This window comes from Metamycoplasma faucium, from assembly GCF_045160055.1.
Classification (GTDB): Bacteria; Bacillota_I; Bacilli_A; order Mycoplasmatales; family Metamycoplasmataceae; genus Metamycoplasma; species Metamycoplasma faucium.
On record NZ_CP088155.1, the window covers coordinates 532,632 to 558,997 of the forward strand.

A 26,366-nucleotide genomic window follows, 5' to 3' on the forward strand; every position below is an offset into this window, starting at 1 on the left:
TTTCATAACTTCTTCAACAGAACTTTTAATTTAATCGTAAAGTCATATAATGATAAGAAGTAATTAAATAAAATAAATTGTCTATATTTTTTTAATTTCGCCCATAATATGGCATTTTCTGCATCTAGCTTCATACTCATCAATATCTCCAAGCAAATTAATTTTATTTGATTTTATTTTTCTAAAACTTGTTGATGCGGCATGCTGACATATAACACAAATTGCTTGTAATTTTGTAACTCTTTCGGCTATTGCCATTAATTTAGCCATATGCTTAAATGGTTTTCTTAGGTAATTTAAATCAAGGCCAGAAATAATAACCAAATAACCTTTATTAGCTAAATCGTCTGCTACTTTTACTATTGATTCATTAAAAAAATGAGCTTCATCTATCAAAATAGCTTTATAAGTATCTTTTTCTAATAATGCATAAATTTCTTCAATATTCTTTATAGTGTGAGTAATATGTTTAACTCCAGATCTGCTTACAATATTATTTTCAGAAAATCTATTATCAAATATTGGTTTTATTACTAATGGTTTTAATTTTGCATATTCTAAAATTCTTAATCTTTTTAAAAGTTCTTCACTTTTTCCTGAAAACATAGGACCAGTTATTATTTCTATCATTCCATCATTAAAAGTTTTATACATATTTCCTCATTTATTTTATTTTGTTTTAATTATATTAAAATAATTTTATGACTTATTATGTTTTACTATTAAAAATAAATAATAAAAATAAACTATAAATAATAATTTTTATAGTTTATATATTTTGTTAATTTATTAAGATATTTATATTTTATTTATTTAGTATTTTTAATTTCTTTAAGACGAGCAGATTTACCTTGTAAATCACGCATGTAGTAAAGTTTTGCTCTTCTAACTTTATTTTTTCTAGTTACTTCGATTGATGATATTAATGGTGAATTAAGTTTAAATATTCTTTCAACACCTATACCATAAGAATCTTTTCTTACTTGAATTGATTTATTAATTCCTGTTCCATAAGCTGCGATAACAAGTCCTTCAAATATTTGAATTCTTTCTTTGTTACCTTCTTTAATTCTTACATGAACTTTAACATTATATCCTTCTCTAATTTCAGGAAGGTCTTTTCTAATTTGTTCAGATTCAACTTCTTCTAATAGTTTAGTTCTCATTTTTAATCCTTTCTATAATATCCTTACGATTTTTATAAGTTTTTAAATAAGCTTGTTCTTTTCTTCATTTTTCAATTTCTTTGTGATTTCCATTCAATAATACTTCAGGAACTTTATATCCTAAATAATTAGCAGGTTTTGTGTATTGAGGATAATCAAGTAAACCATCATTTTCAAAACTTTCATTTTGATGGCTTGATTTTTTAATTACTCCAGGAGCTAATCTTGCAATAGCTTCAGAAATTACCATAGCCGGTATTTCTCCTCCTGTTAGAATATAATCTCCAATAGAAATTTCATCGTCAACAAAATTTAATATTCTTTCATCAAAACCTTCATAATGTCCGCAAATCAAAGTAATTTTTGAATGCTTTGCTAGTTCGTGAGCTATTTTTTGATTAAATTTCCTGCCTTGTGGCGAAAGTAATATTTTATAACTATCTTTTACGGTTTCTAAAGCTAAATGAATTGGTTCTACTTGTAAAAGCATTCCATCACCGCCGCCATAAACAGTGTCATCAACTTTATGGTGTTTTTCTTTTGAAAAATTTCTAAAGTTGATTATGTTTATTTCTAAATGACCTAATTTTTGTGCTTTTGCAATAATACTTTGATTTTTAAATGCTTCAAAGTATTGAGGGAACAAACTTAATATATTAATTTTCATATTTATTTTTTAGCATTTTTAGCTGAAACATAGTTTGCATAGAAATTATCAATTTTTAATAGATTTCTAACAGTATCAGTAGGTTTTGCACCTTGATTTAAGTATGTTGTTACTAATTCATAATTTAAATTTAATTTCTTTGAATGAGGATCATAATTACCTAATTCTTCAATAAATTTACCATCACGTGGTGCTCTTACATCAGAAGCAACAATTTTATAAGTTGCATGGAATTTTTTTCCTACTCTTTTAAGTCTTAATTTAACCATTTTAATTCCTTTCTAAATAATTAAGAAAAATTTTACCATAAAATAAAAATGTCAAGCAAAAATACTTGACACTTTTAAATATTTAATTTAAGTATAATAAATGCTAAAATATAAGTATGAAAAAAATGAATAAAGAAATATATGAAAATTTAAAATCTAAATTAAGTTTAAGTTATTGCCCATATTCAAATGTACATGTTGCAGCCTATGCTAAAACCAATGATGGGAAAGAATTTTATGGAGTTAATGTTGAAAATCCTGCATACCCTAGTGGAATATGTGCCGAAAGAGCTTGTTTATTTGGTTCAGTTGCACAAGGCGCTAAAGTTGGTTCTTTTAAGGAAGTTCATGTAATTAGTAATTCTAAGGGAATTTTATATTGCTGCAGTGGATGTTTACAAGTTATGACACATTTTATGGAACCAAATGGAATGGTACATTTTTATAACATAACAGGGGATAAATATGAAATTAGATCAATTAAAGAATTAGTTCCATTTCAAGTTCAAGACAAGGATATAAAATTTTAATGTTACAAATGTAACATTTTTATTTATAAAGGAAAATTTATGGCTTATTTTAAAATGAAGTTAAGAATGTTATCTAAAAGCTTAGGTACTTATTTAATTCCTTCAATATTTTTATTTTTAGGAATAGTATTAATTACTTTATTTTCAATTTTAATAAATAAAAATAGTTTATATATTACTCAGATCAATAAACAAACTGAAATAATTTTTGGAATTACAATGGGACTTTTATTTGTGTCTATATTTATTCTTATTGCCTATTTAATTTATCTAATTGAATTAATTTATCACGATGATAAAAAAAATGGGATTGATGTTTTAATGTATTCAAAGCCTGTTTCAAAAAGAAACATTTATTTTTCAAATTATTTTGCTATTATGATTCCTGTTTTAATTTGTATGTTTGCAATATGATTTTTAAGTTTAATTTTTCTAAGTTCAATTCATATCAACAAAGCTAATATGGGTAAAATTGCATTAACTTTATTTATTGTTCCTTTCCTATTTTTAATGGTATTTTCAACTTTTGGATATTTAGTATCAGCTAAATTATCATTTAAGGTTTTACCAATTGTAATGGTTTCCCCTTTAATTTTAGGAGCAACTTCTCCATTGATATCATTAATTGATCATAATAAAAACCGTAATCTTTATAATGCAGTTACAAGATCAATTAATAGTAAGCAACAAATTCCTTTAACTTTTAACAAAGGAAACATTGACATAAATCAATTTTCAAAAATATATGATGAAAATTCTAAATTAAAAAATAATGTTTTAACTTTTGATATGAAAGCGAAAAATAATTTAAATTTTTGAGAAATTGAATCAATATATAAAATAAAACAAGATGATAAAATTGTATCTCCTTATTTTAATTGAATTTCTTGATATAAACATGTTCAAAATATAACTTCACATCTTTTAAATACATCAGCTAGTTTTGATTCATTAAATGAATATGATTATTATGCTAAAGTTTCAAAAGGAAGTATTGACTATAGTAAGTATGACACTTTTACATTAAAAAATAAATCTGGAGACATAAAAAAATATCTTTTATTTCAAACTTCTTTGTATGATAAACAATCACCTTTATATTTTGATGAATATAAAAAAGATATTTTAACTTCATTGTTAAATATGAGAAAGTTATTTAAAAATAATCAATTTGCTATGGATGAAATAAATAAAGCAAACTATTTTCTTAGAAATCTTAATTCTATTGAAGACATATATAGATCAAAAGAATTTAACGATTTAATTTTGAAAGCTTATGCAAAAATAAATGAATTAAATTTAGATAAATTTGATGGCAATTTTAATAAGATATATGAAGAAATATATAAAGAAGCAAACAAATTTATTGAATATGATACAAATAAACCTGAAGGAAAAATTACTAATATTATAAATAGTGTTATGTTTAACACACATAATTTATCTCTTTACTTATTAGCTAAATATTATGCAGGTAATAAGGATAAGCTAAAATATATCGACATAATTTCTGTTAATAAAGTCAATAGTAGTACTGACGAAGAAAAGAAAATGTTAAATAAATTTTCAAAAATATTATCAAAAGATGATAATAATTCATATGAAGTAGAAAAAATTAAATCATTGTTAAATTATGCTTTCACTGAAGCAAATGAACATACATTAAAAAGAATTTCAGTTAAAAAATACATGCCACCTTCACTTTCATTTGTTTTACCTCTTATATTATTTAGTTTATTTCTAGGATTAGGTTATCTTGTACATAAAAGAAGGAATTTTAAATAATGAAAAATAATAAAGTAAATAATTATGATGAAAAGCTTGAAGACATTGCAATTAAATTTGAAAATGTGTCCAAAACATTTAAAAATAAAAAAGCTTTAGATAATATATCTTTTGAAGTTAAAAAAGGCCAATTTCATGGTTTTATTGGTTCCAATGGTTCTGGAAAAACTACATCAATAAGATCAATGTTAGGTTTTTATTCTAATGTAAAAGGTAAAATGTTTATAAATGGATATAAGTTTAATTCAATAAAAACTAAAGAAAAAATTGGCTATATTCCTGAAATTGCTATTTTTCCTAAAAATCTTAATACTTATGAATATTTATATTATTTTGCATGCATGTCAAATATTAAACCAAAAATAGCAAAAGAAAAAGTTAAACAATTAATGCAAGAATATAATTTAATTGGTAAAGAATTTGATAAAAGTCCAGAAAATTTATCATCAGGTCAAAAGAAAAAAGTCTTATTAATTCAAGCATTAATTTTGGAACCGGATCTTTTAATTTTAGATGAACCGGCTGCAAATTTAGACCCAATAAGTCGAAATGAATTTTATGAAGCTTTAGATATGTTTCATAAAAAAGGAAAAACTATTTTTATTTCATCGCACATATTATCGGAGCTTGAAAAATATGTTGATAGCTATACACTTATTGAAAATGGAAAAATAATTGAATCTACTTCTTTAAAAGACAAAAATAAAACTTTAGAATTTAATTGAAAAATTACTCTTGTTGATAAATCAAAACAAAATGATTTTTTATCTATTTTAAATAAATTAAATATTAATTATGAACTTAAAAATGATTCGATATTATTAGAATTAAAAACTAATGAAATTAAAAATAATTTATTAGCTGAAATTATTAAAAACAATTTTGCATTTTCTACCTTTTCTGAAAATGATATTAAACTATCTGATATTTATTTTGACAAAAATAAAATAAATACAAAAAAATAAAAATCATTATAATATATGTGTTACTTATAGAGTAACCATTCTAAAAAGGTTTTAAACTAATAAATAGTACCTTAAAGATGTGACAAAATATAAGATTGGAGCATAATGTTTGCTATTATTGAAACTGGCGGAAAACAAATTCTTGTTAAAGCCGGAGATTCAATTTTTATTGAAAAAATTGAAGGTAAAGAAGGTGAAAAAATAACTTTTTCTAAAGTGTTAGTGATTGATGAAAAAGTTGGATCACCATATATCAAAAATGCTTCAGTTTCTGGAAAAATTGAAAAACAAGGCAAAGCTAAAAAAATAGTTGTATACCGTCATAATGCTAAAAGTACACATAAACGTAAATTAGGTCATCGTCAACCTTATACAAGAGTTAAAATTCTTGCAATTTCAGAAGGGACTAAATAATGGCACATACAAAAGCTGGTGGAACAACTAAAAACAGTCGTGATTCCGCTGGAAGAAGACTAGGCGTTAAAGCAACAGATGGTCAATTTATTTTAGCGGGAAGCATTATTTATCGTCAAAGAGGAACAAAAATATTCCCTGGTAATAATGTAGGCATCGGAAGAGATCATACTCTATTTGCATTAATTGATGGTATTGTTAAATTCGAAGATCGAATCAACCGTAAATTTGCATCTGTATATCCAGAAAAAGAAGTTAAAAAATCTATACAACCTAAAAAAGAAGTAGCATCAGCAAAACCTAAAACTACTTCTATCACTAACAAAAAAATAACAGCTACAACAAAAAAAGTAGTTGTCACAAAATCTACACCTAAAAAAGTAGAGAAATAATAACTAAAAAAAGAAGAAAGTAATTTCTTCTTGCTACATTGTAATATCAAGTGCAACACTATGAGATAATTTATAGGGTTGCATTTTTATAAAAAAAGAGCAACCATTTTGCTTCAGAAGGCGGTTACTCATGATTAATAATTATAATCATTTAAATTATACCAATAGAATTCTAATAAAAGAATATTTAAGTAAAAATTATTCAATTAGGAAAATATCTAAAGAAATTAAAAAAAGTCCTTCAACCATATCACGAGAAATCAAAAGGAATTTCGATTGCTTTAATTTAGAATATAATCCTGAAATAGCTCATACAAAAGCTATGACTAGACATAAACACAAGTTTTATTTTTGAGATCGTCATATATATGAAAAATATGAAGATTTTACTAATCAATTTGTAGCATTATATGATGGTAAAAAATGAATGGTTGAAAATACTTATTTTTATATTAAAAATAATTTTAATTACCAGATCCCTTCGCTTAAAACAATTTTTAATTGGATAAATTCAGGAAAATGGGCTATACAACGGAAACAATTACTGCGAAGATATTATAAAAAGGGCGGAAAAAGAGCAAATACAAATATAATTGATAGATTAGTTGGCGCTAAATATGTAAAGCCAATTTGAACTCGTCCACAAGAAATTAATGATAGATCTGAGTTTGGTCATTGAGAATTAGATCTTATTTGTGGCAGAAATGTTCGTGGAGCATATCATATCATTACATTTGTTGAACGAAAAACTAGATTTTGCTATACAGCAATGATAAAGGGAAAACATCCAGATAATTTAAATAGAATTCTTTCTAAACTTATAGGTTCTAACAATATTCCTGTTAGATCAATTACAACTGACAATGGATTTGAATTTAGAAAATTAGGATTATTAGCTTATAAATTTAATATATGCATATATTTTGCAGACAAATATGCATCTTGGCAAAAGGGAAGCAATGAAAATTGAAATGGTTTATTTAGAAGATATTTTCCTAAAGGAACTAATTTTGATGAAATTGATCCTGAATACATTAAAGAAGTAACATTAGAAATTAATTATAAACGTAGAAAAATATTGAACTGAAATTCTTCATTAGAATATTACAAGGAAAATTTAATTGAAACTTACAATAAGATTTTTGAATAATTATTAATATTTAATTCCAAAACCCTACGTGCTTATTTTTAACATATTTTTTTATTTTTTAATACATGAATTTTTGAAAAAAGATAAAATAAAATATGAAGCACATAGTGTTGCACTTCATATTACTTTCTAGCAGAAGAAAGTAATTTCTTCTTTTTAAATTTTTTTAATATTTGGTTGCAAATTTGAAAAACTTATCTTTTATTGATGCCGGTATATTTTCAAGCGTTAAGCAAATTGCACCAATACCTGTATGGATAGTAATATCAACAGATAGATCTATTACATATATTTCTTTAAAATTAATAGCATTTTTGATTTCAAGGGCAATTTCTTTTATGTTTTTATTATCTGCATTAATAATTAAAAAATAATCATCATCGGTTATTTTTTTATAATCTTTAACAATATCTAGTGCTTGTTTTATTAATGTTTTGCGAAAAACATGTCCCAATCCATATTTAATTAAACTTCCCTCTTTGAATTGAATAATAGGAACAATTCTAAATAAACGAGCCATAGCGGCAGCAGGTTTTGTTAATCTGCCTCCCTTGACCAAAGCATCATTAAATTCAGGTATTAACAATAATTTTGCATTTTCTTGGTTAAAAATTTTTGTTGCTTTATCAAATGATTGACCTTCATTAAGTGCTTCTTGAAATAAAAGAATATCTCTAATTAATAAATATGATAATTTTTTGCTTTCTATAATATATATTTTTTTGTTGTCAGCATAAATAGTTTTAAGCATTTGGTATTGACTTGAAAGTTCTTTTGAAATAGTATAAATCACTATTTTGTCATATTCATCTAAATATTTATCAATTATTTTTTGTGCATCACCGGGTAATGAACATGAAGTTTTTACAATACATTTGGGATTTTCTTTTCATATTTTAGAAAAATCTTGTAAATTTAAATCTTTGCCAATTGAATAAGATTTTTCATCAATGTTTGCCTGTAAAGGTAGCAATTCTCATCCATAAGCATTAGCTTGTTCTTCCGTTAATCCAGAAGAAGAATCAAGTATATATTTAATTTTCATATAGTGTCCTTTAAAATATTAATTTAAATTATTATATATATTTTTCATTATTAAATACCTTTTATATATAATTAAATAAATTTAATTAAATGTTTTTAGGATTTATTATGAAAAAAATAAATGTTATTGAAGAATTAAAGCAAAGAGGAATATTTAATAATATATCCGATTTTAATAAGTTTATTAATCTTCGCGAACAAGTTGCAATTTATACAGGATTTGACCCAACCGCTTCAAGTTTGCATTTAGGTAATTATGTTCAAATTGCAAACCTATTAAGATTTAAACAATTTGGTTATAAACCGATTGCAATAATTGGTGGAATCACTGGAATGATTGGTGATCCGAGTTTTAGAGTATCTGAACGTAAATATTTACCCATTGAAGAAATTAATAATAATAAAATCAAAATCAAAGCACAACTTGAAAAATTTGGAATCACAGTTATTGATAATTTAGATTTTTATAAAAATTGAACATTAGTTGATTTTTTACGTAATATCGGTACTTTAGTTAATATCAATTATTTATTGAATAAAGAATCTATTGCTACTAGACTAGATAAGGGGTTAAGCTTCACTGAATTTTCTTATCAATTAATTCAAGGTTGAGATTTTAAAACATTATATGACAAGTATAATGTAAAAATTCAACTTGGCGGTTCTGACCAATGAGGGAATATAACAACAGGATTAGAAATAATTAGAAAAACTAATGGTGAAAATAATAATGCTATTGGTATAACTGCAAATTTATTATTAGATGATAACGGCAATAAGTTTGGTAAAAGCACTGGTGGAAATAATTTATGATTAGATTCTAAAATGACTTCACCATATAATATGTATCAATTTTTACTTAATCAAAGTGATGAGAAAGTTAATGAATTACTTCTTTGATTAACTTTCCTTGATACAAATGAAATAAACGATATTATTAATGAGCATCAAAAAGATAAACATTTACGTAAGGCACAAAAAATTTTAGCATTTAACGTTATTAAAACAATTCATTCTGAAAATGTTGCAATGCAATGTGAAAAAATTAGTTCAATTTTATTTAGTAAATCTGAAAATATTGATAAATTAAATGATGATGATTTTTCGTTGCTTTTAGGATTTCTACCTTCATTTATTTATGAGTCAAGTAACACAATTGGTGATTTTATTAAAGAAAATAAAATATTATCGTCTAATCGTGAAATAAAAGAATTTATTAGCAATAAAGCTTTGACTATAAATGGAAAAACCGTAGAAAGTTTAGATGAAAAAATTATTTTCTCTAAATCAAAAAAATATTTATTACTTAAAAAAGGTAAAAAAGATTTTTACATATTAAAAAGTAAATAAATTAAATTGTAATATCAAAAATGCAACGCTAATGCAACGCTACAAAAAATTTAATAGGGTTGCATTTTTATATAAAAAATATGAAGGGGTCCCTTCATATTTAATTTTGTCAATCTCTTGAAATGGTGCGAACGAATGGACTTGAACCATCGACCTCACGATTATCAGTCGTGTGCTCTAACCAGCTGAGCTACGCTCGCATAAAACAGATTTTAATCTGTTGAATAAATATTAACGTTTTGAGAATTGACGTGCACGACGTGCTTTTCTTAATCCGAATTTCTTACGTTCTTTAACTCTTGCATCACGTGTTAAGAATCCAGCATCTTTTAATTTATTGTGATATTCATTATTTGAAGCTTCTAGCAATGCTCTTGCAATTCCAAGTCTAATTGCTCCTGCTTGTCCTGTAAGTCCACCACCATAAACATTTGCATTAATATTAAATGTATTTAAGGTATTAGTTACTTCAAAAGGACTTAAAGCATCTTGGATTAAAATACTTGAATTTAAATATTTTTTCGCATCTTTATCATTAATTTTAAATTCACCAGTACCAGGCATAATGTAAACACGAGCAACTGATGCCTTACGACGTCCTAAACCATAATATCTTACTAATTCTTTTTGTAGTTTTTTATTAGCCATATTATTTTACCTCAATTTTTTCAGGTTTTTGTGCTTCTTGCATATGTTTTTCATCAGCGTAAACATAAAGATTATTAAATTGTTTACGACCTAATTTTGTGTGTGGTAACATTCCTCTAATTGCTTTTTCAACTAATGCTGTTGGATGTTTTTCACGCAAGTCCTTAGCTGTAATTTTTTTAAGCCCACCAGGATATCCTGTATGGTGGTAATATATTTTTAATTCATCTTTTTTAGAAGTTAATAATACTAATTTTGCATTAATAATTACCACATTATCACCCATATCTACATTCGGTGTAAATGTAGGTTTGTTTTTTCCGCGTAAAATTAAAGCAACTTTAGCTGCTAATCTACCTAGTGGAATATTTTTAGCATCAATTAAATATCATTTTTTATCAACTAATTCTTTTTTAACTATTGTAGTTTGACGCATATTTTTCCTTTATTTATATTAATATATTTTGTCATAAATTAAACATACATAAAATATTCTTATCATTATACCATAAATGATAAATAGTTATTTAATTCTTGAAAGCATATATATCAACGCGGTTTCAGATCTCAATATGCTTTTGGTCAATGATATAATTTTAACATTTTTTTGCTTTGCTTGTTCAATTTCTTCTAAATTAAATCCACCTTCTGGTCCTACAATAAATAATGTGTCTTCACTAATTAAATTTAGTTTGTTATCATTTGTTTTTTCGTAAGCTAAAATTTTATTTTTGCAATCGTAATTTATTAGTTCTTCAAAATTCATAATAGATTTTAATTCTGGAATAATATTTCGAAACGATTGTTGACTAGCCTCTAAAATTATTCTTTTAAGTCTTATAAGTTTTTGATCATTTATGATATTTAAATTTGATTTATCGGTATATTTTGAAATATAAGGGATAATTATTTTAGCACCTAATTCAACAGACTTCTGAATTGCAATCTCAAAATTTGCTTGTTTAATTAAAGGAATAGCTACAATAACATTAAAATCATATTCATTATTTATTGCTAATTTTTCAATTAGTAAAGCTTTATTAAAATCCTCAATTTTGCACTTGTAAAATTTTGATTGATAATTAATCAAAATAATTTCATTTTTATTAAGTCTTAAAACTTTTATATGTTTTTTTAGTTCATCATCGAAATAAAAATAATTATTATTTAAAGTATTGCAAAAAAATTTATACATTATTATCCTTAAATTAAATTAGTATAATAATTGTAAATTATTATTTATGAAGGATAATAAAAAAAGAGGAAATTATCCTCTTTAATGAAATAATGATTTTTTAAGTATTTAAATTTCTTACATCATCTAAATTTTCTTAAAAATATCAGCTAAATCATCGTTTATGTTATTTTTTGCATTGTCTTGCAAAAAATCACTTGGAATATAAGGGTTTTTAACTAAAAATTCTTTAGTTTTGTCACTCTCAAATTCTATTTCAGTTGATTTCAAAAGATTATCAGAGATTTGCTTTTGAATATCTTGAGGGTCTTTAGGTGCATCGTCTTTTAAACCTGTTGCGATAACAGAAACAAAAAGTTCACCTAATTTATCACTTTCATCAGAAGTTGTATTAGTCAAACCAAAAATAATATTCATATCTTGACCAACTAATTCACGCATAGCATTTAATGCTTTTTGAATTTCATTAAGTGTTACTTGTTTTGAAGCAACAAAATATACTATTGCATCAGTTGCACCAACAATACTTGATTCTAATATTGGTGATGAGATAGCAGAAGTAATTGCTTTTGTAGCTCTATCTTCTCCTGAACCTGAACCAATTCCAACAACAGCTTCACCACTATTTTTGATAATAGTTTCTAAATCGGCAAAATCAAGATTTATAATACCAGGCACAGCTATTACATCAATTAATGTTCTAATAGCTTGCTTTAAAACATTATTAGCACAAGTAAAGGCATCGTTATACGATATGTTTCCATATTGCATTAATAATTTATTATTTGAAACAATAATATATGAATCAACATATTTTATTAATTCTTGAATACCTTCTTTGGCAATTTTTGTTCGTTTTGGTCCTTCAAAGTCAAATGGAGTTGTTACAATTGCAACAACTAATGCTCCACATTCTTTGGCGATTTTTGCAATTACTGGTGAAGCACCTGTTCCGGTTCCTCCACCCATTCCAGCGGTAATAATAACTAAATCAGCACCTTTAAGTCTAGATTTAATTTCATCTTCCGATGCAAGCGCTGCTGCTTTTCCTATTTCAGGTTTAGCTCCAGCACCTAATCCTTTTTTATCGCCTAATTGCAAAACCATTGATTTATCAAATTGTTCTAAAACTTGTTTATCAGTATTAGCAATAATAAAATCTAAACCATCAAGCTTAGTACCTAATAAAGTTTTTATACTATTGTTTCCTCCGCCGCCAACACCAATTACTTTAATTTGAGCAACGGGATTATAGTTTTTGTCATCATCAATATTCATAATTTATTCCTTTTAATAATAGAATATTATACAAACATTAAACGTCTTTTATTAATTTTATTATTTCTAATTATATTTGTATTAATGGTAAATATTTCAGTAGTACTTAAATTATTATCATTAGTTTCTTTTGAATTAACTAAGCAATTCATTAAACCTAACATTTCATCTGAAATAAATTCATCAGATTTACTCAATAAATTAATTGAATTTGTTTTGAATAAATCTGTTGAGTAATTTTTAAGCATTGCACTACTAATTGATTTTCCATAAAAGTTAATGTTTAAATTTAATAAATTTAAATTATTTTTCATAATAAAATTAGTAATTTTATTAGAAATGCATTTATAAAAATTATTAATTTCATCATTTAGGGCATCTGCATTCAAACTCATAGTATATGTATTTGCATAAATATCATTGAATGCATTTTCAGTTATGTAGTATGCATTACGAGGAGATAAACTGTATTTTAATGAAAGCTTTTTGTGCAATTCATTCGTGCCAAATGAATGATTTTCAGTTTTTAATAATTTTTTGTTTTTTATTAAATTTATTTTTAATTCATCATTATTTAAATCGATAAATAAATTGATACCATCATTTTTATAATTATTGCTTTTCATCTCATCAAATAATAAAATATTAGATATATTTAACTTATTTTGTGATGTATACTCAGTCAACTTGTTATAAAAATCGGCATTTATTGTTGAAATAGTTTTGATAATTCTTAACTTATTATTTTCTAATTCAACAACTTTGTTTAAAGTTGATTTAATAATTTTCTTTTCTTTTAAATCAATATTTGTGGCAATTATTTCGTCATAATATGATAAATTTTGCTTTGTAAATTCTTTTCTTTTATTTAATTCAAATGAATAAATATTAGTGTTTAAATTTGCTTCAAAGTATGATGAAATTAAAATCATCATTTCTGTAATTTTTCCGCCAACAAGTTTTTCGATATTAACTTTAGATTCTTTGATAAATAATTTCTTTTCATAATCAGAAGTTGAACTATTAATTGCATTGTTAAAAATAGGCAAAATTTGGTTATCTTTTGTTTGTTCAATAGCCTCAATTTCAACATATTCTTTTAAAAATTTCAATACAGTAATAATAGTTTTTTTCATGATTATAGTTTTGTTATTATCCTTAATTTCGCACTATGTGATCGTTTGTTTAATTGTTTTTCTTTTTCTGAAGGAAAAATAATTTTCTGACTTCATGATCTTTCTTCTTGAATTGGAAGTTTGTCAAGTTTTGGATTTCTATAAGTTAAGTTTTGGTAAAACTTTTTGATTAAATAATCTTCTTTAGAATGAAAACTGATTGCAAGAAATTTGCCATTTTTATTCAAAAGATTTGGTATTTGTTTTAATAAATCATTTATAGCATTCAATTCATCATTAACAGCAATTCTTAAGGCCTGAAAAACTTGTTTTGCAGGATTTTTTTGTTTTAATAATTTTGCAGGTAATATATTTTTTAATAAATCAACTAATTCGAAACTTTCATTAAAAGGTCTATTTTTGATAATTTCTTTCGCAATTCTTTGTGAGAACTTTACATCAGCATTATCAATTAATAATTTATTTAAAGTTTCAAATGAATAGTTGTTTAATATATATTTTGCAGTTAAACTTTGGTCTATATCCATTCTCATATCCAAATCGGAATTTTGTGAATAACTAAAACCTCTATTTACATTATCAAGTTGAGGACTACTTACACCTAGATCGGCGATAATACCATCAACTTTTTCAATGTTTATTTTTTTTAAAACATCAGATAAAAAGCGAAAATCACTTTTTATTAATACATAATTACTATTAATTTTTTTTAGAATTTCATTGCTTTGATTTATTGCTTCAATGTCTTTATCTAAACAAATCAACTTACCAGTCGTTAATTTTTTAAGTATTTCCTTACTGTGACCAGCTCTTCCGAGAGTTAAATCAACATAAATACCATTTTCTTTAATTTGTAATTTTTCAATAACTTCATCAAGCAAAACAGGGATATGTTTTTCTATAACTTAACTCCTTTTTCAAGTAATTTTTCAGCCAATTTGTCAAGGCTTTCTTCATTTTCATAAGTTTTTTCATTAATGTCATATATTTCTTTTGCAAATATTTCACATTTATTTCCAGAACCAATGAAAACAACTTCTTTATTGATAGCTATTTTTTCAAGTAAGTATTTTGGCAAAGTAATTCTTCCTAATTTATCAGGGATTAATTCCTCAGTATTTGCAAATAATATTCTTGATAAATTACGAACTTCTTTATCTAATTGATTATTAGCATCAAGATTTTCACGTAGTTTTTCAAATTCATTTTTTGTGCGCAATACTAAGGATTTATCTAGACCAATAGTGATATAAAATAATTCTCCCAACTCTTTTAAAAGTTTAGTCGGAATAACTATTCTGTTCTTGTCATCTAGTGTTCTATAATATTTTCCAAACATTCCCACTTCTTTCCACTATCACTCTAATTCTAACACTATTTTTCTTTTTAGTGCATAAAAATTTAATTTTTTTATATTTTTAGTAATTTGGTAAAATGTTTTTATGCTGATTTAGCTCAGTTGGGAGAGCAATTGATTCGTAATCAATGGGTCGGGGGTTCGATCCCTCTAATCAGCACCATATGCTTTATAAGCAATTTGAAATAAAAAATAAATTAAAAAAGTTAAAAATTTAATGCTAATTTTCTTTTTTTAGTTATAATTATGTAAGCATTTAATTGTGCCGACTTAGCTCAGCGGTAGAGCAGCTGGCTGTTAACCAGTTGGTCGTTGGTTCGAACCCAATAGTCGGCGCCATTTATGGCCCTATGGTGAAGTGGTTAACACATATGGTTTTCATCCATACATGCGTGGGTTCGAGTCCCGCTAGGGTCACCATGGAGAATTAGCTCAGTTGGGAGAGCATTGCCCTTACAAGGCAAGGGTCGTGGGTTCGAGCCCCTCATTCTCCACCATTTGCTTAAATGCACATAAAAAGCACATCATCTTTTAAATTGGATTGATGTGGCTAGAAAGTAATATGAAGTGCAACACTATGTGCTTCATATTTTATTTTATCTTTTTTCAAAAATTCATGTATTAAAAAAGTAAAAAAATATGTTAAAAATAAACACATAGTGTTTTGAAATTAAATATTAATAATTATTCAAAAATCTTATTGTAAGTTTCAATTAAATTTTCCTTGTAATATTCTAATGAAGAATTTCAGTTCAATATTTTTCTACGTTTATAATTAATTTCTAATGTTACTTCTTTAATGTATTCAGGATCAATTTCATCAAAATTAGTTCCTTTAGGAAAATATCTTCTAAATAAACCGTTTCAATTTTCATTGCTTCCCTTTTGCCAAGATGCATATTTGTCTGTAAAATATATGCATATATCAAATTTATAAGCTAATAACCCTAATTTTCTAAATTCAAATCCATTATCAGTTGTAATTGATCTAACAGGAATATTGTTGGAACCTATAAGTTTAGAAAGAATTCTATTTAAATTATCTGGATGTTTTCCCTTTATCATTGCTGTATAGCAAAATCTAGTTTTTCGTTCAACAAATGTAATGATATGATATGCCCCACGAACATTTCTGCCACAAATAAGATCTAATTCTCAATGACCAAACTCAGATCTATCATTAATTTCTTGTGGACGAGTTCAAATTGGCTTTACATATTTAGCGCCAACTAGTCTATCAATTATATTTGTATTTGCTCTTTTTCCGCCCTTTTTATAATATCTTCGCAATAATTCTTTCCGTTGTATAGCCCATTTTCCTGAATTTATCCAATTAAAAATTGTTTTAAGCGAAGGGATAGGGTAATTAAAATTATTTTTAATATAAAAATAAGTATTTTCAACCATTCATTTTTTACCATCATATAATGCTACAAATTGATTGGTAAAATCTTCATATTTTTCATATATATGACGATCTCAAAAATAAAACTTGTGTTTATGCCTAGTCATAGCTTTTTTATCAGCTATTTCAGGATTGTATTCTAAATTAAAGCAATCAAAATTCCTTTTGATTTCTCGTGATATTGTTGAAGGACTTTTTTTAATTTCTTTAGATATTTTCCTAATTGAGTAATTTTTACTTAAATATTCTTTTATTAGAATTCTATTGGTATAATTTAAATGATTATAATTATTAATCATGAGTAACCGCCTTCTGAAGCAAAATGGTTGCTCTTTTTTTATATAAAAATGCAACTCTATAAATTATCTCATAGTGTTGCACTTGATATTACAATGTAGCCACATCATCTTTTAAATTGGATTGATGTGTTTATTTTTTTATATTTATTATTTATATTTAAAAATATTTTTAATTTTTATTGAAGTTCTTAAGAAAAACAAATGAATTATTATTTTTAAAATATAGCGATATTTTCATCTAAAAATAATTTTCTTTATAACATATTTAAACTTTTTCCAAATGAAAAACATATAATGAACAAAATTATTTGCATCTAATTTAACAAAATCTCAGAATTTAGTTTTTATAAGCATTTCAAATATTAAATCAACTAAATCTTCTTTTTTAGTCTCATCATTTAATGTTGAGAAAATGATTTTAATGACTTTATTAAGTTTTTTTCAATCTCTATTTGATAAATCATTTATATTAACTTTTAGAAAACTTAATATAAATGAAGCTAATTTATTTTTATAATTTGAAAAATAACTATTCGAAAAATCAAAAAAACTTCTTATGTAATTTTTAATTAAATCCTTTTTTAATAAAATAAATTCATTTATAAATAAATCAAAATTGTCATAATTCTTAAATTTTGCAAAATCAACAATTAATAAATTAGTAATTTTGTTAAATATATTTAATGTTATTTCATCATTTGACAATTCAAGAAAGAAATTTTTAATATCGTCATTAATAATAGGATAAATATTATGTTTATTAATATCATTTTTTATAGCATTGATAAAATCAATTATTAAATTTTTAAATTTTAATTGTTCATCAAAATATAATTTTTTAAATAAACTAAAAATTAGTTGTTGATTTTTACTTATATATAAAGTAAAAAAATGTTTTATATTAACATATTTATAATTTGAAAATTCTTTTTCAAAATTGTTAATTAAATTATTTAATTCTTTAGAGTTTAATATAGATCCGATAATTTTAATCAATTCATCATCTTCGTTTTTAATTTTTGTAAGAAAATCTTTTATATTAGAATTATCTAATTTATTGATAATATAAAATAAATTTTCACTTAATACATTTGATAATGTAAGATATTCATTTCTTGAAATAATATTAGTAGGAATCATTGCTGAATTTGCATTAAAATTCTTAACTAAGATTTTAAAATAGGGATTTCCTATTGATTTTTGCAATGAAAATATAGCATTTAAAATGTTTAAAATGTTATTATTCCTAATATTTTTAATGTCAAATAATAAATTAAAATCACTTTTATATTTGTTAGATATATTAATTAATTTATTTATTGACAGATTTTTAAAAATATTTTTTTTATTTAGAAAATTTGTTATTTTATTTTTCAAAATAAAATCATATATATTTTTTGCGATTTGTTGATATCCTAATTCTGTGGGGTGAACATCAATTGCATTTTCATAAAATATATTTGCATATTTTTTTCATTTTGTAAAGAAAAATGTTTGTACATAATATGTATTGGTTGCTTTGCTAATATATTCTAGTGAGTCATTCAATAATTTATTAATTAATTTAAAAAAATCAGCAAATAATGTTGGATTTTTTTTCTTTGTTAATTCTTCTATTTTTAATAATAAAGGAAAAAATGAAGGGCTATAGCCAACAAGAATAATATTTAATTTATTATTTATTGATTTTATTTTTTGAATAAAATCAATGTATTTAAGTTCTATTTTTTTCAGAATATCTTTTATATTATCAAAGATAATTTTTTTAATTTTTTCAATTGAAAAATAATTTTTTTCATGAATTAAATAATTAATATATTGATAAGGTAGCGACGATTGATAATCATTGCCGCCTAAAGAAATTAACAATAAATCACTAGTTTTTAATTCATTTATGAGCTCATTTGAAAGATTGCCAAAATTAGCCTTAAACTTTAAATTATTATCAATTGTTCAAAAATTATTTGTAAAATTAGATTTAAAAGTGGAACATTCATTAATTTTTTTGTTTAAATTTATTGTTTTGAATAATTCAGTATTTTCATAATTTTTGTTTAATAGGTCAATATAATCATGAATTCTAACAATAGCTAGTGATAGATTATTATATTCAATATTGCTTCAAATGTTATTTTTTTCTTCATTAGATAGTTTTTTGTTTGAATATATATTATGATAAAAAAGTTCGATTAAAAAATCACCATAAGACAAACCTTTGTAAAATTTATCATCACTTTTTTTATATCCATATGTATATGAACCGGTTTTACTATTAAATCCTTGAGATATTGAATCTCCTAACACCAATAATTTAAATTTTTTATTCATTATCTATGCCTTAATTTAATTATTAATTATAACAAATATTAAATTAATAAAAAATTGACTTTCGCCAATTATTTATAGTATTGTGTAAATGAATAATTAAGTTTAATTATTTTATCTGATTCTGAATTTGCATTTGTTCCATTGTTTATTGCATATGAAATTTCAAAGACATAATCAAATTTGAAAAAATTATTTTCATACCTAAAATTAGATATTTTTTTAAACGCAACATTTATATTATTTATTTGAAATTGTTTTTCATCTTTATTTATGCAATTTGTTTTTTCATTAAATGCTTCTTTAAGCGTATTACCTATATTTTTATAGAAAAAATTTCAAGTGTTATTTTCTCTTAATTCATTTGGTTCAGCATTTTTAAAATTTCTTTGTCTCATAACATTTCAAACATTATTATCAATTGAATAACCAAAATATTTCGCTTTCATAGTTTCATCTAATATTTCAAAATTAGGTTTTTCTTGTTCGGAAAGTGAATCATATTTGTCCTTTAATTCTTTAGCGTATTTTTTCCATCTCTCATTAGAAGGATCTTTTTCGTTGATTAAAAAATTCTTTTTTAAGAAATCTAAATTTATATTTTTAAAACCAGATATTGTTGTTTCATAGATATTTGATGAAATAGTTTCATTATTCTTTTTATACATAATTAATTGATATGATATGTGAAGTTTTCCATCTATATCATTAGCACTAACTGATAAATCTTTAAGTTGGATGGCAGATAAATTAAATTGATTTTTATATTTTTCTTCATTCTTTAATTCTAAAAAATCAGGTGAAGATGATAAGTTTCTTTTTCAAAAATTTGCTCTATATGCCGATGCATAATCATATTGTGGTTTGTTAGCCTTTTTAGATAATTTTGATACTAAATAATTTGCAATATCCTTATCATTATAAGATATCTTATCAAGCATTTTATTAGATTCTTCAACAATAGTTTTTTTAACTATATTTTCGTTAAAACCATCAAATTTTTTGTAAATAAATGATAACTTTATTTTAAAAGAATGGTTATTGCTTTTAGATAATATTTTAAACGTATCCAGTGTATATCTTTTATCTTTTAATAAATTTAATAAGTCAATTTTCTCATTTTTCTCATTATAACCAAATAATTCGGAAAAATATTCCAATAATTCAACATTAGTTAATTTATTTATATCATTAATAGTTTTATTATATTCAATCATTTTATGAATATCAAGTTTACCTTGAATATTATTTATATTTGAATTATTAATATTTTCTTTTTCAAAATTATTAATGGTGTAATCCTTTAGTTCAAATGGCATGTTTTTATACATCCCTTTGATAGAAAGCTTAATATAGCCCAATAAATCATCGTATTCTAATAGTTTAACATCTAAATTTTTAAAATTCTCATTAGACTTATCATTTGTAAAATTATTTACATTTTCAGATGCAAGTTTTGATTTATTTAAATTAAAAAGACTTAGTAATTCATTATATTTTGATTCATCGAATTTATCAGTAATATTTTGTTTAAAATTTGTAAACTCTTTTACAACTTCATCTGATTCTATGTTGTGTGTTTTATCAAAAATTGAATACTTGACAAGTGCTTTATTTTTTTCTATTTTTATTTCTCTTAATTTGAATAAATAATTTTGTTCAAGTGTGTAATGATAATTATTTATATTTTTTGCTTCTTCTAATGTAAATTTTGATGAGTCTATATTTAGATTAAATTTATTTTTGGCATAATCATTTAGTTTATTTTTAATTTCTTTTTCATTTTCTTTTTGTTTTTCGTTTATTTTTTTATCTTTACATGCCATTGAAGTTAAAGGTAATAAAGTTAAACTACTTAATGCATTTGATATTATTAAGATTTTTTTACTCATTTAATGTTTCCGTTTCTATTTTTTTAAAAGCTTGTGTATTATACATATAATTTTATTTTTTGGCAATAAAAAATAAAAAATGGTGGAGATGCGGGGAATTGAACCCCGGTCCACACATCCTTATTAATATATACCTACAGTTTATTTAGTTTATTAGTACTAATATTATTTACAAAACTAACAAATATTATAATTTAGTCAATTATAAATGTCATATTTTTCACTAATTGAAACAAAAAATATCAAGTCTTTAATCACACTTATATTATTCAAGACAAAATAATTAAGTGACTAGTATTTATTAATATGCAAATGCTAGGTTTGAATTACTTTGTGCTAAAACAAAGTTTGAATCAATTTCTTGATTCATAGGTTTTTTATTTTCGTTTGCGTTTAAAAAGCCTAGAAGCATTATGGTTTGCAATACCACTGCAATACATTAATTTAGATGTCTGTCGAAGCCATTACACCCCCAAATAAATGCATTTAAATTATATTCTTTAATTGCTTTCTTTGTTCTTCTTTTTTTATTTTTTCACGTTTGTCGAATTTCTTTAATTGCTTTGCAAGTGCAATTTCAATTTTTATTTTATTATTTTTTCAATAAAGTGAAAGTGGAATTATTATTAATTTCATTCGATCTATTAAAGAACGAATCTTTAAAATTTCATTTTTATGTAATAATAATTTTCTTGAACGATATGAATCGCACTTAACAAGCATATATTGAGCAATATTTGCATTATTAAGTCATAATTCATTTTTAAGTGAAATTGAACAAAATGCATTTTGTAATTTAATATTTTTTGCTCTTATGCTTTTAACTTCTCATCCAAGTAATGAAATACCACATTCATATGTAGTATAAATGTCATAATCTGATTTAGGAAATTTATTTTTAATTATTAATTTATCCATATTAGATAATTATAATGCTAGTTTAGCATTAATTTTTCCTTTTTCAATTTCAATAGAATCAATAATAATATTGTATTTTTTTCCTACTTTTACAGTAATGTTGTTTCCGGAAGCTTCATATTTTGAAATCATAAGCATATTATTATTCATATTATCAAATCTAACTAAAACACTTGTTTGATATTCCTCAATATTAAAAAATATTCCATATTTTTCAATTGAAATTGCTGTCGCTTGAAAAGTTTTGTTAATAAATTGATTGAAAAATTTACCTTTTCAATAATCAACTGAATCACGCTCAACTTGCATTGAATTTTTTTCACTTTCACTATTTTGTAATGCTATATTATCAATTTTACTATATTCAGTATCATAGATACTTTCGCTATATTTTTTATTAAAAATATATTTTCTTATTAATCGATGCAATAGAAGGTCTGGATATCTTCTAATTGGACTTGTAAAATGTGAATAAGCTTTGGAAGCCAAACCAAAATGTCCTATGTTTTTAGCAGAATAAATTGCTTTTTGCATAGTTCGAAGTAAAAAAGATTTAATATATGAATCAAAATTAATGTTTTTAAGTTTTTGAACCATCATTTCAAATGATTTAGGACTTCCATCCATAGGTACAAAAATATTAATATTAGAAAACTTAAATAGTTCTTGTAATTCTTGAAGTTTTTCAATACTTGGTCTATCATGAATTCGATAAATTGAAGGAAATTTGCTTTTTTCCATCATTGTTGCCACCGTTTCATTCGCTCTAACCATAAAGGCCTCAATTAATTTTTCAGATTCTCCTTCTTTTTTAATGATAATATCTTTTATTTTAGAATCTTCAATTATTAATTTAGGTTCTTCAATTTCAAAATCAATATATCCTTCTTCTTCTTTTTTCTTCATTAAAATTTGCGCTAATTCTCTTGCTGCAAAAAGATTATTCTTAATATCCAAAGGAATAGTATTATTTTTGTTTTCGAATAAATCATTAACATCATTGTATGTTAAACGGTAATTAGACTTAATAACGCTTGGATATATTTGATATGAAACATTATCACCATTTTTGTTAATTTCTAGTTCTAATGTTATACATGCTCTAATTACATTAGGATTTAGTGAACAAATACCATTTGATAATTTAAAAGGTAACATTGGAATTACTTTATTAGGTAAATATATACTTGTCCCTCGATGTAAAGCTTCTAAATCAATTGCACCATTTTCTTTAACATAATATGAAACATCAGCAATATGGATAAATAATTTATAGTTATCATTATTAAGTTTATAACAAGATATAGCATCATCAAAATCTTTAGTATCAAGTCCATCAATAGTTACTGTGCTAAGATTAATTAAATTAGTACGTTTAGCTATTTCTTGCTCAGAAACTTCATCAGGGATATTATTAGATTCTTCAATAACTTCATTAGAAAATTCTTCATTAATATCATTAGATTCAATTATTTGTTTAATTACATAATTTTCTTCTTGTGTAGAACATATTATTTTTTCAAAATCAATTAAAACAAATTTGTCATCATAACCGATAACTTTAAATTTAAAAAGTAAATCATTAATGTTTGCTAAATTATTAGGAATTTTGCTTAAATTCAGAATTTTAAAGTGAGCATTATTTTGAGGCTCAACAGCATCAAAATAATATTTATGGTTAATAATTTCAAGTTTGCCAACTAAACTACTATGATTTTGCTTAATTATTTTTAGAATATTAGCTTTGTAAAAAATTTTATTATTTTCATCTTTATATGAATATATATTAACTTTGACTAGATCATTATCTAAAATATTTATAAGTGAAGGTGCAGGTAAAAAAGCACTACATTTTTCAGAAGTAGAGTTTTCAAAATCTAAAAATCCAAAACGTTTAGTGGTTATAGAAATATTGTTTTCAATTGTTTGAATGAAAGTTAAAGCATAATATTTTTCGAATTGATTACATTCGATTTTATTAAACTTTAATAAATTTTGTAATATTTTAGTTAATTCCTTATTCCTAAATGGTTTAATGTTAAGACCTTTTGCAATATCTAAAAAAGTAACCTTATTATTGGTAATAATAAAGTCTAAAACTTTTTTTTCATTAAGTTCAAAATTATTTTTATGTAAATTATTCCGGGAAAAATAATTATTATTAGCCATAATTAATTATCCCTTTTGTAAAACAACACGTAAAACAATAGCTAAAATAAATAATAATGCACCTAATGAATACATTGATCATTTAAGAACTTTTTTAATCCCACGTTCTTTAGATACTTTAAACAAATCTAAATCATTGCTACCAACAAGCGCACCACTAAAACTATTTGAATCTGGAGCTAATAAAAAAGAAACAAATATAAGTGCAAAAGAAATTAAGATTAAAATAATTATTATTACTAAAGATGCAGTTCTCATATTTATTCCTTTCTATTTTTTGTTTTGTTTTTCAAACTTACTTAGTTTGTAAATTATTAAATGGTAATAAATAAATATTATTATATTTTAGATTATTTTTCAATTTTTAGTGAATATTCAGATAGTTGTTGTTCAGTTACTTCCGAAGGAGATTGTGACATTAGATCTAAACCTTTAGCGTTTTTAGGAAAAGCAATTACATCTCTTATTGAAGAAGAATTAGTTAATATCATAAGTAATCTTTCAAGTCCAAAGCCAATTCCACAATGAGGAGGTAATCCATAGTCAAATGCTTTTAAGAAAAAACCAAATTTATCTTTTTGTTCTTTTTCAGATAATTTCAAAACATCAAACATTTTCTTTTGAACATTAGGATCAAATATTCGCATTGATCCAGAAGCAAGTTCAAAACCATTTAAAACATTGTCATATGATTTTGCACGTACTTTGTCCAATTCATTTGTTTCTAAATATTTAAGTGTACTTTCATCAAATTGAGTAAATGGATGATGTGCTGGAACATACATTTTAGTGTTATCATCTCATTCAAACATTGGTCAATTAACAATTCAAAGGAAGTTTAGTTGATTGGGATCTGATAATTCAAAAACTTCGTTTAAATATGTACGAATAGCACCTAATGATTTTAAAACATCATCTTCTTTTTTTCCAGAAGAAATTAGTAAAGTTAAATTATTATTTTTAATTTTTAATAGTTTTGTATATTCAAGATATTGAGCATTATTTGAGTCTAAAATAGTTAATTTTTCGCCAGCATTTTTAGTAAATATTTCATTAATTTTATTAATATGTTCACTAATGTTTTTATCAAAAAGAATACATTTTATATACTTATAATCTAGTTTTGATTTTAATTCTTTAGAAAAATCTTTAATTAAATATTCATATCTAGTATCGGGTTTATCAGTACCGTAATTTTGCATAGCATCAAAATAATTCATACGAGGAAAAGGAGTTTTAATTTTATAACCAAATTGTGATAAAGTTTCTTGTCACATCTTTTCACATAAAGAAAATATATCTTCAATATTTGCAAAAGACATTTCGATATCAAGTTGAACAAATTCAGGTTGCCTATCTTTTCTTAAATCTTCATCTCTAAAAACCCTGGCAATTTGAAAATATTTTTCAACACCAGAAGCCATCAATAATTGTTTATATAGTTGAGGTGATTGTGGCAAAGCGAAAAATTTTCCTTTTCTTCGAGTGGGAACTAAATAATCTCTAGCACCTTCAGGAGTAGATTTGGATAAAATTGGTGTTTCAACTTCAATAAATCCTTCTTTATCAAAAAAATTACGTAATGCTAAAAAATATTTATGTCTAAATTGTAAATTTTTTAGCATTTTTTCTTGTCTTAAATCTAAAAAGCGATATTCTAATCTTAAATCTTCATTCGCTGAGTTTAACTTATTATTAATTTCAAAAGGTATTTGTTTAGATTGATTTAAAATTTTATAATCACTAACAATAACTTCAATTTCTCCGCTTGAAAGTTCTAAATTTGCTTCAATTCTTTTTGAAACAATTCCTTTTATATATAAACAGCTTTCTTTAGTTAAATTTGGATCTGATATGTTTTGAAAAATTAATTGAACAACCCCAGATGAATCACGTAAGTCAAGAAATAATTGATTCTTAAATTTTCTTTTATTTGCAATTCAACCAAATAATTCAACATTTTCGTTTAGGTTATTTATGTTTAATTTTCCGCAATAATATTGTTTCATCTT

Annotated in this window: 25 protein-coding genes, 5 tRNA genes, 1 other RNA gene and 1 pseudogene; 11 read left to right on the forward strand and 21 right to left on the reverse strand. The window is 23.8% G+C overall.

Features of this window, described 5'->3' with window-relative positions:
- Window positions 1–81 precede the first annotated feature (81 nt).
- From LQ356_RS02525 to rpsP, 4 genes are all read right to left on the reverse strand, one after another.
- Window positions 82–654 carry a thymidine kinase gene (locus LQ356_RS02525; RefSeq protein WP_405311294.1) on the reverse strand — a complete coding sequence of 191 codons (573 nt, stop codon included), beginning with the start codon at window positions 652–654 and terminating at the stop codon, window positions 82–84.
- 155 nt (window positions 655–809) lie between these two features.
- The gene (rplS, locus tag LQ356_RS02530; protein WP_405311296.1) at window positions 810–1,166 is read right to left on the reverse strand and encodes a 50S ribosomal protein L19; all 357 of its coding nucleotides are present in this window, start codon (window positions 1,164–1,166) and stop codon (window positions 810–812) included.
- Entirely contained in the window at window positions 1,156–1,833 is a 678-nt protein-coding gene (gene trmD / locus LQ356_RS02535) for a tRNA (guanosine(37)-N1)-methyltransferase TrmD (protein WP_405311298.1), read from the reverse strand. Before trmD ends, rplS begins: the two co-directional genes overlap by 11 nt.
- Window positions 1,834–1,835: 2 nt before the next feature.
- Window positions 1,836–2,102: a 30S ribosomal protein S16 gene (gene rpsP, locus LQ356_RS02540; protein ID WP_405311299.1), complete on the reverse strand. Its 267-nt coding sequence runs from the start codon at window positions 2,100–2,102 to the stop codon at window positions 1,836–1,838.
- Between the two features lie 125 nt (window positions 2,103–2,227).
- On the opposite strand from rpsP, the gene LQ356_RS02545 reads away from it, so the two are divergent.
- From LQ356_RS02545 to LQ356_RS02570, 6 genes and pseudogenes are all read left to right on the forward strand, one after another.
- Window positions 2,228–2,632, forward strand: a complete 405-nt coding sequence (locus tag LQ356_RS02545; RefSeq protein WP_405312177.1) for a cytidine deaminase — start codon at window positions 2,228–2,230, stop codon at window positions 2,630–2,632.
- A gap of 39 nt (window positions 2,633–2,671) precedes the next feature.
- Window positions 2,672–4,417, forward strand: coding sequence for a hypothetical protein (locus LQ356_RS02550; protein WP_405311300.1), 1,746 nt, complete (start codon window positions 2,672–2,674; stop codon window positions 4,415–4,417).
- Window positions 4,417–5,382 (forward strand): ABC transporter ATP-binding protein, encoded by a 966-nt coding sequence (locus LQ356_RS02555; protein ID WP_405311302.1) that lies wholly within the window; start codon window positions 4,417–4,419, stop codon window positions 5,380–5,382. The genes LQ356_RS02550 and LQ356_RS02555 overlap by 1 nt, the downstream gene beginning before the upstream one ends.
- A 105-nt stretch (window positions 5,383–5,487) precedes the next feature.
- Window positions 5,488–5,796: a 50S ribosomal protein L21 gene (rplU, locus tag LQ356_RS02560; protein ID WP_405311304.1), complete on the forward strand. Its 309-nt coding sequence runs from the start codon at window positions 5,488–5,490 to the stop codon at window positions 5,794–5,796.
- Window positions 5,796–6,050, forward strand: a pseudogene (rpmA, locus tag LQ356_RS02565) (50S ribosomal protein L27); the annotation flags it as partial. The gene rplU and the pseudogene rpmA, both read left to right, overlap by 1 nt.
- 268 nt (window positions 6,051–6,318) lie before the next feature.
- The gene (locus LQ356_RS02570) at window positions 6,319–7,338 is read left to right on the forward strand and encodes an IS30 family transposase (protein WP_405311305.1); all 1,020 of its coding nucleotides are present in this window, start codon (window positions 6,319–6,321) and stop codon (window positions 7,336–7,338) included.
- 166 nt (window positions 7,339–7,504) lie between these two features.
- Here LQ356_RS02570 and LQ356_RS02575 read toward each other — a convergent pair whose 3' ends face one another.
- Window positions 7,505–8,383, reverse strand: a complete 879-nt coding sequence (locus LQ356_RS02575; protein WP_405311307.1) for a DegV family protein — start codon at window positions 8,381–8,383, stop codon at window positions 7,505–7,507.
- Window positions 8,384–8,490: 107 nt separating this feature from the next.
- Here LQ356_RS02575 and tyrS point away from each other — a divergent pair, with 107 nt between their 5' ends.
- Window positions 8,491–9,732 carry a tyrosine--tRNA ligase gene (gene tyrS / locus LQ356_RS02580; RefSeq protein WP_405311308.1) on the forward strand — a complete coding sequence of 414 codons (1,242 nt, stop codon included), beginning with the start codon at window positions 8,491–8,493 and terminating at the stop codon, window positions 9,730–9,732.
- A 123-nt stretch (window positions 9,733–9,855) separates the two neighbouring features.
- Here the strand turns inward: tyrS and LQ356_RS02585 are convergent.
- The 8 genes from LQ356_RS02585 to LQ356_RS02620 form a co-directional block, all read right to left on the reverse strand.
- A tRNA-Ile gene (locus LQ356_RS02585) sits at window positions 9,856–9,932 on the reverse strand.
- 31 nt (window positions 9,933–9,963) lie between these two features.
- A complete protein-coding gene (rpsI, locus tag LQ356_RS02590; protein WP_405311309.1) occupies window positions 9,964–10,380 on the reverse strand; it encodes a 30S ribosomal protein S9 in 417 nt (138 codons plus the stop codon).
- Between the two features lies 1 nt (window position 10,381).
- Window positions 10,382–10,816, reverse strand: coding sequence for a 50S ribosomal protein L13 (gene rplM / locus LQ356_RS02595; protein WP_405311311.1), 435 nt, complete (start codon window positions 10,814–10,816; stop codon window positions 10,382–10,384).
- 87 nt (window positions 10,817–10,903) lie between these two features.
- On the reverse strand, window positions 10,904–11,575 hold the full coding sequence (locus tag LQ356_RS02600; protein WP_405311313.1) for a 16S rRNA (uracil(1498)-N(3))-methyltransferase: 672 nt from the start codon (window positions 11,573–11,575) through the stop codon (window positions 10,904–10,906).
- Window positions 11,576–11,701: 126 nt separating this feature from the next.
- Complete coding sequence (gene ftsZ, locus LQ356_RS02605) at window positions 11,702–12,853, reverse strand: cell division protein FtsZ (RefSeq protein ID WP_405311314.1); 1,152 nt, start codon at window positions 12,851–12,853, stop codon at window positions 11,702–11,704.
- Window positions 12,854–12,879: 26 nt separating this feature from the next.
- Complete coding sequence (locus LQ356_RS02610) at window positions 12,880–13,989, reverse strand: hypothetical protein (protein WP_405311316.1); 1,110 nt, start codon at window positions 13,987–13,989, stop codon at window positions 12,880–12,882.
- 2 nt (window positions 13,990–13,991) lie between these two features.
- The gene (gene rsmH, locus LQ356_RS02615; protein ID WP_405312179.1) at window positions 13,992–14,891 is read right to left on the reverse strand and encodes a 16S rRNA (cytosine(1402)-N(4))-methyltransferase RsmH; all 900 of its coding nucleotides are present in this window, start codon (window positions 14,889–14,891) and stop codon (window positions 13,992–13,994) included.
- The gene (locus LQ356_RS02620) at window positions 14,888–15,328 is read right to left on the reverse strand and encodes a division/cell wall cluster transcriptional repressor MraZ (protein WP_405311317.1); all 441 of its coding nucleotides are present in this window, start codon (window positions 15,326–15,328) and stop codon (window positions 14,888–14,890) included. The genes rsmH and LQ356_RS02620 overlap by 4 nt, the downstream gene beginning before the upstream one ends.
- 105 nt (window positions 15,329–15,433) lie before the next feature.
- Between LQ356_RS02620 and LQ356_RS02625 the strand changes: the two genes are divergently transcribed.
- The 4 genes from LQ356_RS02625 to LQ356_RS02640 all read left to right on the forward strand — a co-directional run bounded on the left by LQ356_RS02625 (window position 15,434) and on the right by LQ356_RS02640 (window position 15,843).
- A tRNA-Thr gene (locus LQ356_RS02625) sits at window positions 15,434–15,509 on the forward strand.
- Between the two features lie 101 nt (window positions 15,510–15,610).
- Window positions 15,611–15,685: transfer RNA gene (locus tag LQ356_RS02630), tRNA-Asn, on the forward strand.
- 5 nt (window positions 15,686–15,690) lie between these two features.
- Window positions 15,691–15,766 (forward strand) — tRNA-Glu (locus tag LQ356_RS02635).
- 1 nt (window position 15,767) lies between these two features.
- Window positions 15,768–15,843, forward strand: a tRNA-Val gene (locus tag LQ356_RS02640).
- A gap of 187 nt (window positions 15,844–16,030) precedes the next feature.
- Here LQ356_RS02640 and LQ356_RS02645 read toward each other — a convergent pair.
- The 8 genes from LQ356_RS02645 to aspS all read right to left on the reverse strand — a co-directional run bounded on the left by LQ356_RS02645 (window position 16,031) and on the right by aspS (window position 26,363).
- Window positions 16,031–17,050 (reverse strand): IS30 family transposase, encoded by a 1,020-nt coding sequence (locus LQ356_RS02645; RefSeq protein ID WP_405311318.1) that lies wholly within the window; start codon window positions 17,048–17,050, stop codon window positions 16,031–16,033.
- Between the two features lie 147 nt (window positions 17,051–17,197).
- A complete protein-coding gene (locus LQ356_RS02650; RefSeq protein WP_405311319.1) occupies window positions 17,198–19,378 on the reverse strand; it encodes a hypothetical protein in 2,181 nt (726 codons plus the stop codon).
- A gap of 68 nt (window positions 19,379–19,446) precedes the next feature.
- A complete protein-coding gene (locus LQ356_RS02655; protein ID WP_405311321.1) occupies window positions 19,447–21,267 on the reverse strand; it encodes a hypothetical protein in 1,821 nt (606 codons plus the stop codon).
- 80 nt (window positions 21,268–21,347) lie between these two features.
- Window positions 21,348–21,741: a transfer-messenger RNA gene (gene ssrA, locus LQ356_RS02660) on the reverse strand.
- A 12-nt stretch (window positions 21,742–21,753) separates the two neighbouring features.
- Window positions 21,754–22,185: an SsrA-binding protein SmpB gene (smpB, locus tag LQ356_RS02665; protein WP_405311322.1), complete on the reverse strand. Its 432-nt coding sequence runs from the start codon at window positions 22,183–22,185 to the stop codon at window positions 21,754–21,756.
- A gap of 9 nt (window positions 22,186–22,194) precedes the next feature.
- On the reverse strand, window positions 22,195–24,354 hold the full coding sequence (locus LQ356_RS02670; protein WP_405311324.1) for a ribonuclease R family protein: 2,160 nt from the start codon (window positions 24,352–24,354) through the stop codon (window positions 22,195–22,197).
- Between the two features lie 6 nt (window positions 24,355–24,360).
- On the reverse strand, window positions 24,361–24,612 hold the full coding sequence (secG, locus tag LQ356_RS02675) for a preprotein translocase subunit SecG (protein WP_405311326.1): 252 nt from the start codon (window positions 24,610–24,612) through the stop codon (window positions 24,361–24,363).
- A gap of 92 nt (window positions 24,613–24,704) precedes the next feature.
- Window positions 24,705–26,363, reverse strand: a complete 1,659-nt coding sequence (aspS, locus tag LQ356_RS02680; protein WP_405311328.1) for an aspartate--tRNA ligase — start codon at window positions 26,361–26,363, stop codon at window positions 24,705–24,707.
- Between the last annotated feature and the right edge of the window lie 3 nt (window positions 26,364–26,366).